The organism is Pseudomonas sp. BN102, assembly GCF_029871245.1.
GTDB lineage: Bacteria > Pseudomonadota > Gammaproteobacteria > Pseudomonadales > Pseudomonadaceae > Metapseudomonas.
Map to the genome: position 1 here is coordinate 42,048 of NZ_SSON01000059.1, position 15,859 is coordinate 57,906.

The 15,859-nt window shown below is 67.6% G+C and carries 16 protein-coding genes; 12 read left to right on the forward strand and 4 right to left on the reverse strand.

The window, feature by feature from the left end; genetic code table 11:
• Positions 1-13 precede the first annotated feature (13 nt).
• From E8F12_RS11605 to E8F12_RS11615, 3 genes are read left to right on the forward strand one after another with little or no spacing between them, the layout of a single operon-like run.
• On the forward strand, positions 14-442 hold the full coding sequence (locus tag E8F12_RS11605) for a MarR family transcriptional regulator (RefSeq protein WP_280325378.1): 429 nt from the start codon (positions 14-16) through the stop codon (positions 440-442).
• A gap of 22 nt (positions 443-464) precedes the next feature.
• The gene (locus E8F12_RS11610; protein ID WP_280325379.1) at positions 465-1,538 is read left to right on the forward strand and encodes an HlyD family secretion protein; all 1,074 of its coding nucleotides are present in this window, start codon (positions 465-467) and stop codon (positions 1,536-1,538) included.
• Between the two features lie 12 nt (positions 1,539-1,550).
• Positions 1,551-3,092 (forward strand): DHA2 family efflux MFS transporter permease subunit, encoded by a 1,542-nt coding sequence (locus E8F12_RS11615; RefSeq protein ID WP_280325380.1) that lies wholly within the window; start codon positions 1,551-1,553, stop codon positions 3,090-3,092.
• 110 nt (positions 3,093-3,202) lie between these two features.
• Here E8F12_RS11615 and E8F12_RS11620 read toward each other — a convergent pair whose 3' ends face one another.
• Positions 3,203-4,174, reverse strand: coding sequence for an AraC family transcriptional regulator (locus E8F12_RS11620; protein ID WP_280325381.1), 972 nt, complete (start codon positions 4,172-4,174; stop codon positions 3,203-3,205).
• A 214-nt stretch (positions 4,175-4,388) separates the two neighbouring features.
• On the opposite strand from E8F12_RS11620, the gene E8F12_RS11625 reads away from it, so the two are divergent.
• Complete coding sequence (locus E8F12_RS11625) at positions 4,389-4,661, forward strand: DUF4242 domain-containing protein (RefSeq protein WP_280325382.1); 273 nt, start codon at positions 4,389-4,391, stop codon at positions 4,659-4,661.
• A 9-nt stretch (positions 4,662-4,670) separates the two neighbouring features.
• Complete coding sequence (locus E8F12_RS11630; RefSeq protein ID WP_280325383.1) at positions 4,671-5,492, forward strand: class I SAM-dependent methyltransferase; 822 nt, start codon at positions 4,671-4,673, stop codon at positions 5,490-5,492.
• A 124-nt stretch (positions 5,493-5,616) separates the two neighbouring features.
• Here the strand turns inward: E8F12_RS11630 and E8F12_RS11635 are convergent, their stop codons facing one another.
• Positions 5,617-5,802, reverse strand: a complete 186-nt coding sequence (locus E8F12_RS11635; protein ID WP_348532421.1) for an aminoglycoside phosphotransferase family protein — start codon at positions 5,800-5,802, stop codon at positions 5,617-5,619.
• A gap of 53 nt (positions 5,803-5,855) precedes the next feature.
• The gene (glcC, locus tag E8F12_RS11640; RefSeq protein ID WP_280325384.1) at positions 5,856-6,629 is read right to left on the reverse strand and encodes a transcriptional regulator GlcC; all 774 of its coding nucleotides are present in this window, start codon (positions 6,627-6,629) and stop codon (positions 5,856-5,858) included.
• Positions 6,630-6,863: 234 nt separating this feature from the next.
• On the opposite strand from glcC, the gene glcD reads away from it, so the two are divergent.
• The 7 genes from glcD (at position 6,864) to E8F12_RS11675 (ending at position 14,954) form a co-directional block, all read left to right on the forward strand.
• On the forward strand, positions 6,864-8,363 hold the full coding sequence (gene glcD / locus E8F12_RS11645) for a glycolate oxidase subunit GlcD (RefSeq protein ID WP_280325451.1): 1,500 nt from the start codon (positions 6,864-6,866) through the stop codon (positions 8,361-8,363).
• The gene (gene glcE, locus E8F12_RS11650) at positions 8,363-9,418 is read left to right on the forward strand and encodes a glycolate oxidase subunit GlcE (RefSeq protein WP_280325385.1); all 1,056 of its coding nucleotides are present in this window, start codon (positions 8,363-8,365) and stop codon (positions 9,416-9,418) included. Before glcD ends, glcE begins: the two co-directional genes overlap by 1 nt.
• 8 nt (positions 9,419-9,426) lie before the next feature.
• Positions 9,427-10,644, forward strand: coding sequence for a glycolate oxidase subunit GlcF (gene glcF / locus E8F12_RS11655; RefSeq protein WP_280325386.1), 1,218 nt, complete (start codon positions 9,427-9,429; stop codon positions 10,642-10,644).
• A gap of 166 nt (positions 10,645-10,810) precedes the next feature.
• Positions 10,811-11,212, forward strand: a complete 402-nt coding sequence (locus E8F12_RS11660; protein WP_280325387.1) for a heme-binding protein — start codon at positions 10,811-10,813, stop codon at positions 11,210-11,212.
• Between the two features lie 19 nt (positions 11,213-11,231).
• A complete protein-coding gene (locus tag E8F12_RS11665) occupies positions 11,232-13,406 on the forward strand; it encodes a malate synthase G (protein WP_280325388.1) in 2,175 nt (724 codons plus the stop codon).
• A gap of 241 nt (positions 13,407-13,647) precedes the next feature.
• The gene (gene aroQ / locus E8F12_RS11670) at positions 13,648-14,091 is read left to right on the forward strand and encodes a type II 3-dehydroquinate dehydratase (RefSeq protein WP_280325389.1); all 444 of its coding nucleotides are present in this window, start codon (positions 13,648-13,650) and stop codon (positions 14,089-14,091) included.
• A 5-nt stretch (positions 14,092-14,096) separates the two neighbouring features.
• Complete coding sequence (locus E8F12_RS11675) at positions 14,097-14,954, forward strand: shikimate dehydrogenase (protein WP_280325390.1); 858 nt, start codon at positions 14,097-14,099, stop codon at positions 14,952-14,954.
• A 93-nt stretch (positions 14,955-15,047) separates the two neighbouring features.
• Here the strand turns inward: E8F12_RS11675 and E8F12_RS11680 are convergent, their stop codons facing one another.
• Positions 15,048-15,827 (reverse strand): IclR family transcriptional regulator C-terminal domain-containing protein, encoded by a 780-nt coding sequence (locus E8F12_RS11680; RefSeq protein ID WP_280325391.1) that lies wholly within the window; start codon positions 15,825-15,827, stop codon positions 15,048-15,050.
• Positions 15,828-15,859: the final 32 nt, after the last annotated feature.

Sequence of the window (15,859 nt, forward strand, 5' to 3'; positions counted from 1 at the left end):
TGGAGACCTTAGCATGGCCGCCCTTGAAGAGAGCCTGGGATTCCTCCTCGCTGACGCCTCGCGCCTGATGCGCCGCGCCTTCGAACAACAGATTACCGGCAGCACCCTGACCCTCGGCCAGGCCCGCGCCCTGGCCCATGTCGCGCGCAACGAAGGTTGCCGCCAGGTGGAGCTGGCCGAGCAACTGGAGATCAAGCCCATCACCCTCGCCCGCCTCCTGGACCAGTTGGAGCAGGCCGGACTGGTGGAGCGCCGCGCCGACCCGGACGACCGCCGCGCCTACCGCCTCTACCTCCGGGAGCAGGCCGACAAGGCCCTGGAAGATATCCGCGCGGCCGGCGCCGCCATCCATGTCACGGCGCTGCAAGGCATCAGCGAAACCGAGGCGATGGTGCTTGCCAGTGCGCTGCGCAAGCTGCGCGCAAACCTGTCCTCCCGTTGACTCCACAAGGAACGGCAATGCGATGAACACCCATACCGTCATAGTTCCGGAGCAGGATGCAGCGGTGGCCACCCAGCCTCGCCTCAAGCGCGTGGTGCTGATGCTGGGCGTCCCCCCGCTGGTGGTGGTGGCGGCGTTGTTCGCCTACCTCCACGGCGGCCGCTACGTCGAGACCGACAACGCCTACGCCAAGGCCGACAAAGTACCGGTGAGCGCCGATGTCTCGGGCACCATCGTCCAGGTGCTGGCCCGCGAGAACGACCAGGTGGAGGCCGGCCAGGTGCTGTTCCGCATCGATCCGGCCAGCTTCCGGATCGCTGTGGCCAAGGCCGAGGCGCGCCTCGCCCAGGTACGTACCGACCTCGCCGCGCTCAAGGCCGGTTACCAGGAGAAGACCGCCGAACTGGCGCTGGCCCGCACCCGCCACGCCTTTGCCGAGAAGGACCTGCAACGCCAGACCAACCTCGCGCAGAAGGGCTATCTCTCCCCTGCCCGCCTCGACGAATCCCGCCAGGCCACACAAGTGGCCGCGCAGGAGATCGACGCCCGTGAGCACGACCTCAAGCGCATCGCCGAGAACCTCGGCGGCAGCCTCGACCTGCCCATCGAGCAGCACCCCAGCTACCTCTCCGCCCAGGCCGAACTGGACCAGGCGAAGCTGGACCTGCAACGGGTCGAGGTGCGCGCCTCCCTGCCCGGCAGCGTCAGCAAGGTGCCACAACCGGGGCAGTACATCAGCGCCGGCAATACCGCCATGACCCTGGTGGCCGACGGCAACCTCTGGGTGGAAGCCAACTTCCCGGAGAAGGAGCTGACCTACGTGCGACCCGGCCAGCGCGTGGACGTGCGCTTCGACATCTACCCGGACCGCACCTGGCCGGGCGAGGTGGAAAGCCTGAGCCCGGCCACCGGCTCCGAGTTCTCGGTGCTGCCGGCGCAGAACGCCACCGGCAACTGGGTCAAGGTGGCCCAGCGGGTGCCGGTGCGCATCCACCTGCAACCCGGCCCCGACCTGCCGCGCCTGCGCGCCGGCCTCAGCGCGGTGGTCGAGATCGACACAGGCCACCAGCGCAGCCTCGCCAGCCTGTGGCCCTGAGGGACGCCCGCGATGAACGCGACCGCCGCCCGTGACGCGGGCTCGCACCGCTGGCTGATCACCGTTTCGGTGATGCTGGCGACCATCATGCAGGCGCTGGACACCACCATCGCCAACGTCGCCCTGCCGCACATGCAGGGGAGCATGGGTACCACCCAGGACCAGATCAGCTGGGTGCTGACCTCCTACATAGTCGCGGCTGCGATCTGCATGCCACTGACCGGCTTCGTCGCCGCGCGCTTCGGCCGCAAGCGGCTGTTCATGTGGTCCATCGTCGGTTTCACCGTCGCGTCCATGCTCTGCGGCGCGGCCCAGAGCCTGGAGCAGATAGTGCTCTTCCGCCTGCTCCAGGGCGTGTTCGGCGCATGCCTGGTGCCGCTATCCCAGGCGGTGCTTCTGGATACCTACCCCACCGAGCAGCACGGCTCGGCCATGGCCATCTGGGGCGTGGGGGTAATGGTCGGGCCCATCCTTGGCCCCAGCCTCGGCGGCTGGCTCACCGAGTACTACAACTGGCGCTGGGTGTTCTACATCAACCTGCCCTTCGGCCTGCTGGCTTGGTTCGGCCTGGCGACCTTCCTCAAGGAAACCCCGATCGAGCGGGATCGTCGCTTCGACCTGCTCGGCTTCGCCCTGCTCGCCCTGGCCATCGGCGCCTTCCAGCTGATGCTCGATCGCGGTGAGTCCCAGGACTGGTTCCACAGCCGCGAAATCCTGATCGAAGGCGTGCTCGCCGGCCTCGCTCTCTATCTGTTCATCGTCCATCTGCTGACCCACCGCCAGCCCTTCATCGAACCGGCCATGTTCAGGGACCGCAACCTCAGCATCGGCCTGCTGTTCATTTTCATGATCGGCATCATGCTGTACGCCAGCATGACGCTGCTGCCGCCCTTCATGCAGAACCTGATGGGCTACCCGGTGTTGGACGTGGGCAACCTGCTCGCCCCGCGGGGCTTCGGCACCATGCTGGCGATGATGCTGGTGGGCCGGCTGATCACCCGGGTCGACCCGCGCTGGATGATCGGCCTGGGCCTGCTGCTCACCGCCCAGTCCCTGTGGGAGATGACCTACTTCACCGCGGAGGTGAGCGCCTACGACATCATCCGCACCGGGGTGGTCCAGGGCTTCGGCCTGGGGCTGATCTTCGTGCCGCTTTCCACCCTGACCTTCTCCACCCTGGCACCGCGCTACCGCAATGACGGTACGGCGCTGTTCAGCCTGATGCGCAACGTCGGCAGCGGCATCGGCATCTCGGTGGTGATCAGCTACCTGGCCCAGCGCACTCAGGCCAACCATGCGGCATTCGTCGATTTCATCACCCCCTTCAACCAGGCGCTGACCCATGCCACGGAAACCGGTGCCATCGACCTTTCCAGCCCCGCCGGGCTGGCGGCGCTGAACGTCGAGGTGACCCGCCAGGCCGCGACCCTGGCCTACCTGCAGGACTTCCGCCTGATGATGTTCATCACCCTCGCCGCCCTGCCCCTCTTGCTGCTCCTGCGCCGGCCGCCGAAGGCATCCGGCGCGCCCGATACCCATGTGGTGCTGGATTGAAGTCGGACTCGGTCCGTAGGGTGCGCCATGCGCACCAGGTCAAGTGGCCGTGGACACCGAGCTGGCACCAATCGCTGGTGCGCGCGGCGCCCCTACCCATTGCGCCTGGATTATCCCGCTGGCTGGCGCTGCGCCCGGCTGCGCCGCCAGGCCGCCGGCGGCGCGCCGAACTCGCGGCGGAAGGCCCGGCTGAAGGCGGTATCGGTCTGGTAGCCGACATCTTCGGCGATGCGCGCCAGCGGGGCGTTGCTGCGGCACAGCAGATTGGCCGCCAGCAGCATCCGCCACTGGGTCAGGTACTGCATCGGTGAGCTGCCTACCAAGAGCTGGAAGCGCTCGGCCAGCACCGAACGCGAGGTGCCGGAGGTACGTGCCAGCTCTTCCAGGGTCCAGGCCTGGGCCGGGCTGCGGTGCAAGGCGCTCAGGGCCGCGCCGACGATGCGGTCGCCAAGGCCGGCCAGCCAGCCGGTGCGACCTTCGGCCTGCTCGTTCATGTACAAGCGCAGCACCTCAATGAAGAGCACCTCCGCCAGCTTGGCCAATACGCCCTCGCCGCCCGGCCTCGGCGACTTGGCCTCGGCCAGGGCATAGCGCACCGACGCCTCCAGCCAGGCCCCGGCGCTGGAACCACGCACATTGACCCGCACCAGCGGTGGCAGACCGGCCAGCAGCAGCTCCGCCAGCCGCGTATCGCAGGCCAGGTAACCGCACACCAGTCGCGTGATCGGGCCTCCGCCACCGTAGGACAGCTGCCGTGGCCGGCGTGCCAGCACTGCGTCCAGGCGCGCGCCGGTGGCCGGCGGCAGGCCGGGCTGGGAGGTCATCCGATGGGCATGGCCCTGGGGAAAGATCACCGCATCGCCAGCCACCAGGCGCACTGGCGCATCACGGCCGAGCTCGACGAAACATTCGCCCTCGGTGATCAGGTGGAAGATCACCAGCCGTTCGGCGCCGGGCTCCAGCAGCGGCGCCACGCTGTCTGCGCGGGGCGACTGGTAGCACCAGGGCGCACTGAACCTGGCATTGATAAAGATGGCGCCGACCAGATGGACGACGCGCAGGGTTTCCGACAGAGCGTCCATCCGCCCGCACCTCAGGCCGCACCCTGCAATTCTGGGCGCCAGCGGCGCAACGCGACTGCCGGCCGGATAAATGGACGCACTCACGGACGATCGGACAAGCCTCGCCGACGCTCGGACAGGACGGCGGCACGCCGGAGGCGGATAGTTCGCCTGCACGCCCCTTGCTGCCCAATCCACCCGAAGCGTGCCCGCAAGCCAAGATCAAGAGGTCACCATGCCCAAGTTCCTCATCGAAAGAGAGATACCGGAAGCTGGAAAACTCACGGAACGAGACCTCAAGGCCATATCGCAGAAATCCTGCCGGGCGCTCGCCCAGCTCGGACCAGACGTGCAGTGGGTCCAGAGCTACGTCACCGACGACAAGCTGTACTGCGTCTACATCGCCGCCAGCGAGGAGCTGGTGAGGGAGCACGCCCGACAAGGCGGCTTCCCCGCCAATCGCATCTCCCGCATCAGCTCGATCATCGACCCTACTACAGCCGAGTGAGCCCAGAAAATGACCAGCGAAACTGATTTCAGCGCCCTGAAAACCCGGCAGATGGCCTCCTGGGCCAGCGGCGACTACGCCGTGATCGGCACCACTCTGCAACTCGTCGGCGAGCTACTGGCCGAGGCCTGCGACCTGCGTTACGGCGAAAGCGTGCTGGACGTCGCGGCCGGTAACGGCAACGCGACCCTCGCCGCCGCGCGCCGCGGTGGCCGGGTGACCTCCACCGACTACGTGCCGGCCCTGCTGGAACGTGGCCAGGAACGCGCGCGGGCCGAGCGCCTCGATGTGCACTTCCAGGCCGCCGACGCTGAAGCCCTGCCGTTCGACGACGCCAGCTTCGATGTGGTGCTGTCCACCTTCGGCGTGATGTTCACCCCCGATCAGGCCAAGGCTGCCGCCGAACTGGCGCGGGTCTGCCGCCCCGGTGGGCGCATCGGCCTGGCCAACTGGACGCCGGAAGGCTTCATCGGCCAGGTGTTCAAGACCCTCGGCCGCCACCTGCCGCCCCCACCCGGGGTGCAACCGCCGTCGCGCTGGGGCGTCGAGGAGCACCTGCACAGCCTGTTCGGTGACAGCGCCCGGTCGATCTCGGTGACCCGCCGCCAGTTCAACTTCCGCTACCGCTCGGCCGCGCATTTCATCGAGGTCTTCCGCACCTGGTACGGCCCGGTCCACAAGGCCTTCGCCGCCCTCCCCGCCGATGGCGCCGAAGCCCTGGAGCGCGACCTGACCGAACTGCTGGAGCGCAGCAATCGGGCCGGGCCGGATTCCCTGGTCGTGCCCAGCGAGTACCTGGAAGTGGTGATCACCCGCAACTCGCGGTCCTGAGCCGCACCCGCAGCCCGGATGGAATCCTGGAGGCTCGATGCAGCCCTCCCCGGATTTCATCCGGGCTCTTGTCCAGCCCCATCCTGAATATTCCGCAAATCTGGTAGCCTCGGCACATTCCGCCTCAGCGGCGGCAGCCCGGCATAGGCCAGCACATCAGCAAGGCGCCGACCTTCTCCTCGCTGTCGCGGGCGATCTTCAGCATGGCCGGCAGCCCCTCATGGCGCACCGGCAGCAGATCGCTGCCGGACGTGCGGATAGGCGCGCCGTCGAGTTGCAGGCTCCATTTCGTCATATAGGGCTCGAACACGGCCTTGTGCTCCTTTGGGATCGAAGTGCCATCTTCCGCACAGCAGATCCGAATCAGGTCCAGCCCTCTAATCGCAGGGTCGCCCGCACCAGGCGCTGCTCCTCCTGCTCGATCTCCCTGAGGCTGTCGCGAATGCTGTGGATGTGGTCGCGGGCAGCGCGCTGGGCCTGTTCCGGCAGGCGCTCGATCACCGCGTGGTAGAGCCGCGAGTGCTGGCGGTCGAGTTGCTTCAGGCTGAGCGGCCGGTGGTAGAGGTTGTTCACCGAGGCGAACACCGAGCTCAGCATCAGATCGGTCAGGGACTGCAGCGTGTGCACCAGCACCGGGTTGTGCGAGGCCTCGCACACGGCCAGGTGGAAGGCGTGGTCCAGGTGGGCATGGGCCTGGGAGTCCAATCCCTCGGGTTCGGCGTGGGCCGCCAGCATTTCCTCGTAGCGTCGGGTGATCAGCACGAAGTCCGCATCGGTACCGCGCAGCGCCGCCAGCCGGGCCGACTCGCCCTCCAGCAGCGCGCGCACTTCCAGCAGGTCGTAGAGGGTGCGCGGCTGGGAGCTGAACAGGTGCATCAGCGGGCTGGCGTCGCGTGGGCCGGTCAGCTCGGCGACATAGGAACCGCTGCCCTGGCGGGTCTCGATGATGCCGCGCCCTCGCAGCACCTTCAGCCCCTCACGCAGCGCCGAGCGGGAAATGCCCAGCTTGTCGCACAGGCGCCGTTCGGAAGGCAGCGCCTGCCCGGTCTTGAGCACGCCATCGACTATCAGTTGCTCGATACGCTCGGCCACCACATCGGCGACCTGGCGGCGTTCAGCGGGCTTTTCGCCGGGCATCGGTCTTTCCTCCAACTGGTAGGACCAGTTACCAACCACATTTCCACGACCTGTATGAAACGCCCTACAGCATAGATACAGCCGGAAAACGAATGAAGCACCTTTGCCTCCCTCGGCGAAAAAACTGGTAGGACCAGTCGAGCAACCGGTGGACGACAGGCGAAAACAGGGCCAATGATGGATTCAGGAATGCCCGGCAACCGCCGGAGCCAGAACAACAAGACCGAGCCTGCGATGAACATCCTCTACGACGAGCGCGTGGACGGCGCGCTGCCGAAAGTCGACAAGGCCGCGCTGCTGGCCGAGCTGCGCGAGCGCCTGCCGGACCTGGACATCCTCCACCGCGAGGAAGACCTCAAACCCTACGAATGCGACGGCCTCTCCGCCTACCGCACCACGCCCATGCTGGTGGTGCTGCCGGAGCGCGTCGAGCAGGTCGAGCAGCTGCTCAGGCTCTGCCACCAGCGCCGCGTGCCGGTGGTGGCCCGTGGCGCCGGCACCGGCCTGTCCGGCGGCGCGCTGCCGCTGGAACAGGGGATCCTGCTGGTGATGGCGCGCTTCAACCGCATTCTCGAAGTCAGCCCCTCCGGGCGCTACGCCCGCGTCCAGCCTGGCGTGCGCAACCTGGCGATTTCCCAGGCGGCGGCGCCCTTCGACCTCTATTACGCACCGGACCCGTCCTCGCAGATCGCCTGCTCCATCGGCGGCAACGTGGCGGAGAACGCCGGCGGCGTGCACTGCCTGAAATACGGCCTGACCGTGCACAACCTGCTCAAGGTGGAGATCCTCACGGTGGAAGGCGAGCGGCTGACCCTGGGCTCCGACGCCCTGGACAGCCCCGGCTTCGACCTGCTGGCGCTGTTCACCGGCTCGGAAGGCCTGCTCGGCGTGGTCACCGAAGTGACGGTGAAACTGCTGCCCAAGCCGCAGGTGGCCAAGGTGCTGCTGGCGGCCTTCGACTCGGTGGAGAAAGCCGGCCGCGCGGTGGGCGATATCATCGCCGCCGGCATCATCCCCGGCGGCCTGGAAATGATGGACAACCTGGCCATCCGCGCCGCCGAAGACTTCATCCATGCCGGCTACCCGGTGGACGCCGAAGCTATCCTGCTCTGCGAGCTGGACGGCGTGGAAGCGGACGTCCACGACGACTGCGAGCGTGTGCGCGAGGTGCTGGAAGCGGCCGGCGCCACCGAGGTACGCCTGGCCCGCGACGAAGCCGAGCGCGTGCGCTTCTGGGCCGGACGCAAGAACGCCTTCCCGGCGGTGGGGCGCATCTCACCGGACTACTACTGCATGGACGGCACCATCCCGCGCCGCGAGCTGCCTGGCGTGCTGCGCGGAATCGCCGATCTCTCGGCCGAGTACGGGCTGCGAGTGGCCAACGTGTTCCATGCCGGCGACGGCAACATGCATCCGCTGATCCTCTTCGATGCCAACCAGCCCGGCGAACTGGAGCGGGCCGAGGCCCTGGGCGGGAAAATCCTCGAACTCTGCGTGGCGGTGGGCGGCAGTATCACCGGCGAGCACGGCGTCGGGCGCGAGAAGATCAACCAGATGTGCGCCCAGTTCAATGCCGACGAGCTGACCCTCTTCCACGGCGTGAAGGCGGCCTTCGACCCCAGCGGCCTGCTCAATCCCGGCAAGAACATCCCCACCCTGCACCGCTGCGCCGAGTTCGGCGCCATGCACGTGCACGCGGGACAGCTGCCCTTCCCCGAACTGGAGCGCTTCTGATGAGCCAGACATCCTTCGATGCCAGCGCCCGGTTGCTGGAACAGGTCAATGACGCCATCGCCGCGCGCCGTGCGCTGCGTATCCAGGGTGGCGGCAGCAAGGCGCGCCTCGGCCGGCCAGTGGCCGGCGAACTGCTGGAGACTCGCGAGCACCGCGGCATCGTCACCTACGACCCCACCGAGCTGGTGGTGACGGTGCGCGCCGGCACGCCGCTGGTGGAGCTGGAGCAGACGCTGGACGCCCAGGGCCAGTTGCTCGCCTGCGAGCCGCCGCACCTGGGCGCCGGCGCCACTGTGGGCGGCATGGTCGCCGCCGGGCTGTCCGGGCCGCGCCGGCCCTGGGCCGGTTCGGTGCGGGACTTCGTCCTCGGCACGCGCGTGATCACCGGTGGCGGCAAGCACCTGCGCTTCGGCGGCGAGGTGATGAAAAACGTTGCCGGCTACGACCTGTCGCGGCTGATGGCCGGCAGCTTCGGCTGTCTCGGGGTACTCACCGAGGTTTCCCTCAAGGTGCTGCCCAAGCCCCGCGCCGTGGCCAATCTGCGCCTGGCGGTAGAGGTGGCGGAAGCCCTGCGCAAGCTTGCCGAATGGGGCCAGCAGCCGCTGCCCATCAGCGCCGCCTGCCATGATGGCGACTTTCTGCACTTGCGCCTGGAAGGTGGCGAGGGCTCGGTAGCCGCCGCCCGCGACCGTCTCGGCTGCGAAACCGTGGAGCCGGGCTTCTGGGAAGACCTCAAGGAGCAGCGCCTGCCTTTCTTCGCCGATCCCCGCCCGCTCTGGCGCCTGTCCCTGCCCAACGACACCCCGGCCCTGGACCTGCCCGGCGCCCAACTGGTGGACTGGGGTGGCGCCCAGCGCTGGCTCAAGTCCGAGGCACCGGCCGAGGAGATTCGCGCCGTCGCCAGCCGCGCCGGAGGCCACGCCACCTGCTTCGCAGCCTGCGACAACCCCTTCCAGCCGCTGCCGGCCGCGCTGCTGCGCTATCACCGCCAGCTCAAGGCGCAACTGGACCCGCAGGGGATCTTCAACCCCGGGCGGATGTACGCAGAGGTCTGAGGCCGAACATGCAAACCCATCTGAGTGAACAGGCCCGCGCCCTGCCGCGCGGCGAAGAGGCCGAAGCCATCCTGCGCAGCTGTGTGCACTGCGGCTTCTGCAATGCCACCTGCCCCACCTATCAGTTGCTCGGCGACGAACTGGACGGCCCGCGCGGGCGCATCTACCTGATGAAACAGGTGCTGGAAGGCCATGAGCCCAGTGCCAGCACCCTGCAGCACCTGGACCGCTGCCTGACCTGCCGCAACTGCGAGACCACCTGCCCATCCGGCGTGCAGTATCACAACCTGCTGGATATCGGCCGCGCGGTGGTCGAGGAACAGGTGCCACGCCCCCTTGGCGAGCGCATGCTGCGCGCCGGGCTGCGCACCCTGGTGCCCCATGCCGGGCTGTTCAAGGCGCTGGTGCACACCGGAAACGCCTTCCGCCCGCTGCTGCCGGAAGCGCTCAAGGCCAAGCTGCCGCGTGAGGTTCGCCCGGCCCGTCCACGCCCCGCTGTCCGCCACGCCCGCCATGTACTGATGCTCGAAGGCTGCGTGCAGCCGGGGCTTTCCCCCAACACCAATGCCGCCGCCGCGCGGGTGCTGGACCGCCTGGGCATCAGCGTCATACCGGCCCGCGAGGCGGGCTGCTGCGGCGCCGTGGATTACCACCTGAACGCCCAGGCCGCCGGCCTCGACCGAGCCCGGCGCAATATCGACGCCTGGTGGCCGTCCATCGAGGACGGCGCCGAAGCCATCGTGCAGACCGCCAGCGGCTGCGGCGCCTTCGTCAAGGATTACGGCCACCTGCTCAAGGACGACCCGCGCTATGCCGCCAAGGCCGAGCGGGTCAGCCAGCTGGCCCGCGACCTGGTGGAAGTGCTGCGCGACGCGCCGCTGGAAAGCCTCGGCATCCGCGGCGACCTGCGCCTGGCCTTCCACTGCCCCTGCACCCTGCAACACGCGCAGAAGCTCGGCGGCGCGGTGGAAAGCGTTCTCACCCGTCTGGGCTTCCACCTGACGCCGGTGCCGGACGCGCACCTCTGCTGTGGCTCCGCCGGCACCTACTCCATCACCCAGCCGGCGCTGTCGCGGCAGCTGCGTGACAACAAGCTCAACGCCCTGGAGAGCGGCCAACCCCAGGTCATCGCCACCGCCAATATCGGCTGCCAGACCCACCTGGACGGCGCCGGCCGTACACCGGTGCGGCACTGGATCGAACTGGTGGACGAAGCCATGGGCTGAAGAAAGACCCTGCCAGCAATGTTGGGCTTCGCAGGCTCAGCACCAACCTACGGGTGACCCCGGTGCCTTTGTAGGTTGGGCTGAGCGGAGCGAAGCCCAACGAGCACAAGCCGATGCCCCGCTCGTGAGAGAGGGGAAACAGATCGAACAACCCTTCGAGGCCCCCATGCAGCACAAAGCCATCCTGAGCTACACCGAAGTCACTCGAATCCTCGCCGCTGCCCGTGCCGAGGCCGACGCCAACCAATGGAACGTGGCCATCGCCGTGGTCGATGACGGCGGCCATCCGCTGGCCCTGGAGCGCCTCGACGGCTGCGCGCCGATAGGTGCCTACATCGCCACCGAGAAAGCCCGCACGGCCGCCCTCGGCCGCCGCGAGTCCAAGGCGTATGAAGACATGGTCAATGGCGGGCGCAGCGCCTTCCTCTCGGCGCCACTGCTCACCTCCCTGGAAGGCGGCGTGCCGGTGCTGGTGGACGGCCAGGTGGTCGGCGCCGTCGGCGTGTCCGGCGTCAAGGCCGAGCAGGATGCCCAGATCGCCCGTGCCGGCGCCCAGTGCCTGGCCTGACATTCATCGGAGAAACAGCATGACCGAACGCCTATCCCGCCACCGCCTGCAGGTGGCAGCCGAATTGGCCGCCTTCATCGACAACGAAGCGCTACCGGGCACCGGCCTGGAACCGGCCGCCTTCTGGCAGGGCTTCGACGCCCTGGTACATGACCTGGCGCCGAAGAACCGTGCCCTGCTCGCAGAACGCGACCGCCTGCAGAGCGAACTGGACACCTGGCACCGCGCCAACCCCGGTCCGATTCGTGACATGCCGGCATACCGTGCCTTTCTCGACGAAATCGGCTACCTGGTGCCGCAACCGAGGCAGGAACGGATCAGCACCGCCAATGTCGACCCTGAACTCGCCGAACAGGCCGGACCGCAGCTGGTGGTGCCGGTATCCAATTCGCGCTATGCGCTGAACGCCGCCAATGCGCGCTGGGGCTCGCTTTACGACGCGCTCTACGGCACTGACGCCATCCCCGAAGATGGCGGCGCGGAGAAAGGCGCCGGTTACAACCCGACGCGCGGCGCGCGGGTGATCGCCTTCGCCCGCGCCTTCCTCGACCAGGCCGCGCCGCTCGCCGCCGGCTCCCATGCCGAGGCCACTGGCTACCGGGTGGAGGACGGCCGGCTGCAGGTCAGCCTCGGCAACCTCCAGAGCAACCTGCGCGATCCGCAGCGCTTCGTCGGCTACCAGGGCCCAGCCGAGTCACCAAGCGCCATCCTGCTGAAGAACAACGGCCTGCACGTCGAGATCCAGATCGACGCCACCCACCCGATAGGCAAGACCGACGCTGCCGGGGTCAAGGACCTGCTACTGGAGGCCGCCCTCAGCACCATCATGGATTGCGAGGATTCGGTGGCCGCGGTGGACGCCTCCGACAAGGTGCAGGTCTACCGCAACTGGCTGGGCCTGATGAAGGGCGACCTCACCGAGGCCGTCAGCAAGGGCGGCAAGACCTTCTCCCGCAGCCTCAATCCGGATCGTGGCTACACCGCCGCCGACGGCTCGGCGCTTAGCCTGCCCGGCCGGTCGCTGATGTTCGTGCGCAATGTCGGCCACCTGATGACCAACCCGGCGATCCTCGACGGTGAAGGCCGGGAGATCCCCGAGGGCATCCTCGACGGCGTGATCACCACCCTGGCATCCCTGCATGACCTGAAGAGCCGGCGCAACTCACGGCGCGGCTCCATCTATATCGTCAAGCCGAAGATGCATGGCCCGGCCGAAGTCGCCTTCGCCGACGAGCTCTTCGGCCGCGTCGAAGACCTGCTGGGCTTGCCCCGCCACACCCTGAAGATGGGCATCATGGACGAGGAGCGACGCACCAGCGCCAACCTCCAGGCTTGCATCGCCGCGGCCGCGGCACGGGTTGCCTTCATCAATACCGGCTTCCTCGACCGCACCGGCGACGAGATGCACAGCGCCATGGAAGCCGGTCCCATGCTGCGCAAGGGCGACATGAAGTCCACTGCCTGGATTCAGGCCTATGAGCGCAACAACGTGCTGGTGGGCCTGGCCTCTGGCCTGCGCGGCCGGGCGCAGATCGGCAAGGGCATGTGGGCCATGCCGGACCTGATGGCCGCCATGCTGGAGCAGAAGATCGCCCACCCCAGGGCCGGCGCCAACACCGCCTGGGTGCCCTCGCCCACCGCCGCGACGCTGCACGCACTGCACTACCACCAGGTGGATGTACAGGCGGTGCAGCAGGTGCTGGAGCGTATCGATCTCGCCGCCGAGCGCGAAGGGCTGCTGAACGGCCTGTTGACGGTGCCGGTCGCCGAAATTCCCGACTGGAGTCCGGACGCCATACGCGAAGAACTGGAAAACAACGCCCAGGGCCTGCTCGGCTATGTGGTGCGTTGGGTGGAACAGGGCGTCGGCTGCTCCAAGGTGCCGGATATCCACGACGTGGGCCTCATGGAAGACCGCGCCACCCTGCGCATCTCCAGCCAGCACATGGCCAACTGGCTGCGCCATGGCGTGGTCAGCCGCGAGCAGGTGCTGGACGTGCTGCAGCGCATGGCGAAGGTGGTAGACCAGCAGAACGCCAGCGACCCGAACTACCGGCCGATGGCGCCGGGCTTCGACGCCTCCATCGCCTTCCAGGCCGCCTGCGCCCTGATCTTAGAAGGCTGCGCCCAGCCCAGCGGCTACACCGAGCCGCTGTTGCATCGGTTCCGCCTGGCGTTCAAGCACCAAGCATGACCCCATCCGTAGGGCGCGCCGCGCGCACCAAAGTACTCGCGCAGAGGTTCCGGTGCGCGCAGCGCACCCTACGGCATGCCTCGAATCCGGGCCGGCCCTCGGCGACCCCACCTATTCCCGTCCGATAACCGCACGCTAATCCCTGCGGCAAATTGACCTAATTAACTAGTTAGTACATTTTCATTGTCATCCCGTCCCGGCTTCCTGGCCGGGCCAGAATAACAATGGAGATATCGCTGTAATGACTCGCACTGTCCTGGTCCTCAACGGCCCGAACCTGAATATGCTCGGTACTCGTGAGCCCGCCACTTACGGCCATGAAACCCTCGCCGACATTTCCGCCCTGTGCAGCCGCGCCGCAGCCGGGCTGGGCTTCGAGGTGGACTTCCGCCAAACCAACCATGAAGGCGAACTGATCGACTGGATCCACCAGGCGCGCGGTCGCTGCGCCGGCATCCTGATCAACCCTGCCGCCTGGACCCACACCTCGGTTGCCATCCGTGACGCCCTGGTGGCCAGCGAGTTGCCGGTGATCGAGGTGCACCTGTCCAACGTGCACAAGCGCGAGGAATTCCGGCACCACTCCTTCGTTTCCGCCATCGCCATCGGCGTGATCTGCGGTCTCGGCAGCCAGGGCTACAGCCTGGCGTTGCAGCACTTCGGCCAACTGTTCAACAAGGGGTGAGCGCCATGTCCCAGAACAAGACCTCCGTCCTCGCCGGCCTGATCGGCGCCGGTATCCAGGCTTCCCGCACCCCGGCCATGCACGAACATGAAGGTGACGCCCAGGGCCTGCGCTACCTCTACCGGCTGATCGATCTGGACCAGCTGAAACTGGACAGCGCCGCCCTCCCCGACCTGCTCAGTGCCGCCGAGCGCATGGGCTACACCGGTCTGAACATCACCTTTCCCTGCAAGCAGGCGATCATTCCGCTGCTGGACGAACTCTCTCCCGAAGCCGCTGGCATCGGCGCGGTCAATACCGTGGTGCTGAAGGATGGCAAACGCGTCGGCCACAACACCGATTGCCTCGGATTCGGCGAGGGCTTCCGCCGTGGCCTGCCCGACGTGCAACGCCGCCAGGTGGTGCAGATGGGCGCCGGTGGCGCAGGTTCCGCCGTGGCCCACGCCCTGCTGGCCGAAGGCGTCGAACGCCTGACCCTGTTCGAAGTGGACGCCGTCCGTGGCCAGGCCCTGGTGGACAGCCTCAACCAGCACTTCGGCGCCGGCCGTGCCGCACTCGGCACTGACCTGTCCAGCGCCATGCTGGAAGCCGACGGCCTGGTCAACACCACCCCCATCGGCATGGCCAAGCTGCCAGGCACCCCGGTGCCGGCAGAACTGCTGCGGCCTGAACTGTGGGTGGCGGAAATCATCTACTTCCCGCTGGAAACCGAACTGCTGCGCGACGCCCGCGCCCTCGGCTGCCGCACCCTGGACGGCGGCACCATGGCGGTGTTCCAGGCGGTGAAGGCCTTTGAACTCTTCAGCGGTATGGCCGCGAACGCGCCACGGATGATGGCCCACTTCGCCAGCCTGAATGGCTGACCACATCCGCACCTCGTAGGTTGGGCTGAGCGCAGCGAAGCCCAACATTTCCAGCTTCGGCTCCGCGTTGGGCTTCGCTTGGCTCAGCCCAACCTACACGCCGGCATCCAGCACCGGCTTGAGGAGCGCCTGCGCCTCGTACAGGGGCGTCAGGTAGCGCTGGCGCATCTCGTCGCCGCTCATGCGCGAAGCATGGGTGGTGATGGTGAGGGTGGCCTTGAGTTCGCCCTTGCGGTTGGTCAGCGGCACGCCGAGCACACACATGCCCGCCTCGTATTCCTGGTCGACTACCGAATAGCCCTGGGCGCCCACCTTGCGCAGTTCTTCCTTCAACTCCTCGATGCCGGTACGGGTAAAGGGCGTCCGCTGGCGCGGCTCCACCCGCGCGAAGTAGGCATCCAGCTCCTCCTCTGAAAACGCCGCCAGCCAGATGCGCCCGCTGGCGGTGCAGTACATGGGCATGCGCGAGCCGGGGCGGATGGACAGCGAGGCGATATGGCTGTAGCGGCTGCGCACGATATGAACGATGTCGTCGCCGTCGCGCAGGCCCACCGACACATGCTCCTGGGTGGTCCGCGCCACCTGCTCGACTATCGGCCGCAGCATGCGCGGCAGCTGCGCCGAATCCACATAAGCCTGACCGATGCGCAGCGCCTTGGCGGTCAGCCAATAGTGGCGCCCGTCGGTCTCGGCGAAGCCTTCGTGCACCAAGGTCAGCAGGAAGCGCCGCGCAGCGCTCTGGGTCAGTCCCGACATGGCGGCTGCCTGCGGCACCGACAGGCGCGGGTGGTCCTCGCTGAACAGCTGCATCAATGCCAGGCCCTTCTGCAGCCCCGCAATCAGGTCGCGCTGGTGGATGACCGGCGTCTTCATTCCCTACTCCCCTGTCCGGTTAATTTGCCTTT

What these genes read in the sequence shown, in the direction of transcription:
- glcC (WP_280325384.1), bottom strand. Translation starts at nt 6,629, where the DNA reads ATGCCCGGCGAAAAGCCCGCTGAACGCCGCCAGGTCGCCGATGTGGTG.
- glcD (WP_280325451.1), top strand. Translation starts at nt 6,864, where the DNA reads ATGAACATCCTCTACGACGAGCGCGTGGACGGCGCGCTGCCGAAAGTC.
- E8F12_RS11630 (WP_280325383.1), top strand. Translation starts at nt 4,671, where the DNA reads ATGACCAGCGAAACTGATTTCAGCGCCCTGAAAACCCGGCAGATGGCC.
- E8F12_RS11615 (WP_280325380.1), top strand. Translation starts at nt 1,551, where the DNA reads ATGAACGCGACCGCCGCCCGTGACGCGGGCTCGCACCGCTGGCTGATC.
- glcE (WP_280325385.1), top strand. Translation starts at nt 8,363, where the DNA reads ATGAGCCAGACATCCTTCGATGCCAGCGCCCGGTTGCTGGAACAGGTC.
- E8F12_RS11610 (WP_280325379.1), top strand. Translation starts at nt 465, where the DNA reads ATGAACACCCATACCGTCATAGTTCCGGAGCAGGATGCAGCGGTGGCC.
- E8F12_RS11625 (WP_280325382.1), top strand. Translation starts at nt 4,389, where the DNA reads ATGCCCAAGTTCCTCATCGAAAGAGAGATACCGGAAGCTGGAAAACTC.
- E8F12_RS11605 (WP_280325378.1), top strand. Translation starts at nt 14, where the DNA reads ATGGCCGCCCTTGAAGAGAGCCTGGGATTCCTCCTCGCTGACGCCTCG.
- E8F12_RS11675 (WP_280325390.1), top strand. Translation starts at nt 14,097, where the DNA reads ATGTCCCAGAACAAGACCTCCGTCCTCGCCGGCCTGATCGGCGCCGGT.
- E8F12_RS11665 (WP_280325388.1), top strand. Translation starts at nt 11,232, where the DNA reads ATGACCGAACGCCTATCCCGCCACCGCCTGCAGGTGGCAGCCGAATTG.
- E8F12_RS11680 (WP_280325391.1), bottom strand. Translation starts at nt 15,827, where the DNA reads ATGAAGACGCCGGTCATCCACCAGCGCGACCTGATTGCGGGGCTGCAG.
- E8F12_RS11660 (WP_280325387.1), top strand. Translation starts at nt 10,811, where the DNA reads ATGCAGCACAAAGCCATCCTGAGCTACACCGAAGTCACTCGAATCCTC.
- glcF (WP_280325386.1), top strand. Translation starts at nt 9,427, where the DNA reads ATGCAAACCCATCTGAGTGAACAGGCCCGCGCCCTGCCGCGCGGCGAA.
- E8F12_RS11620 (WP_280325381.1), bottom strand. Translation starts at nt 4,174, where the DNA reads ATGGACGCTCTGTCGGAAACCCTGCGCGTCGTCCATCTGGTCGGCGCC.
- aroQ (WP_280325389.1), top strand. Translation starts at nt 13,648, where the DNA reads ATGACTCGCACTGTCCTGGTCCTCAACGGCCCGAACCTGAATATGCTC.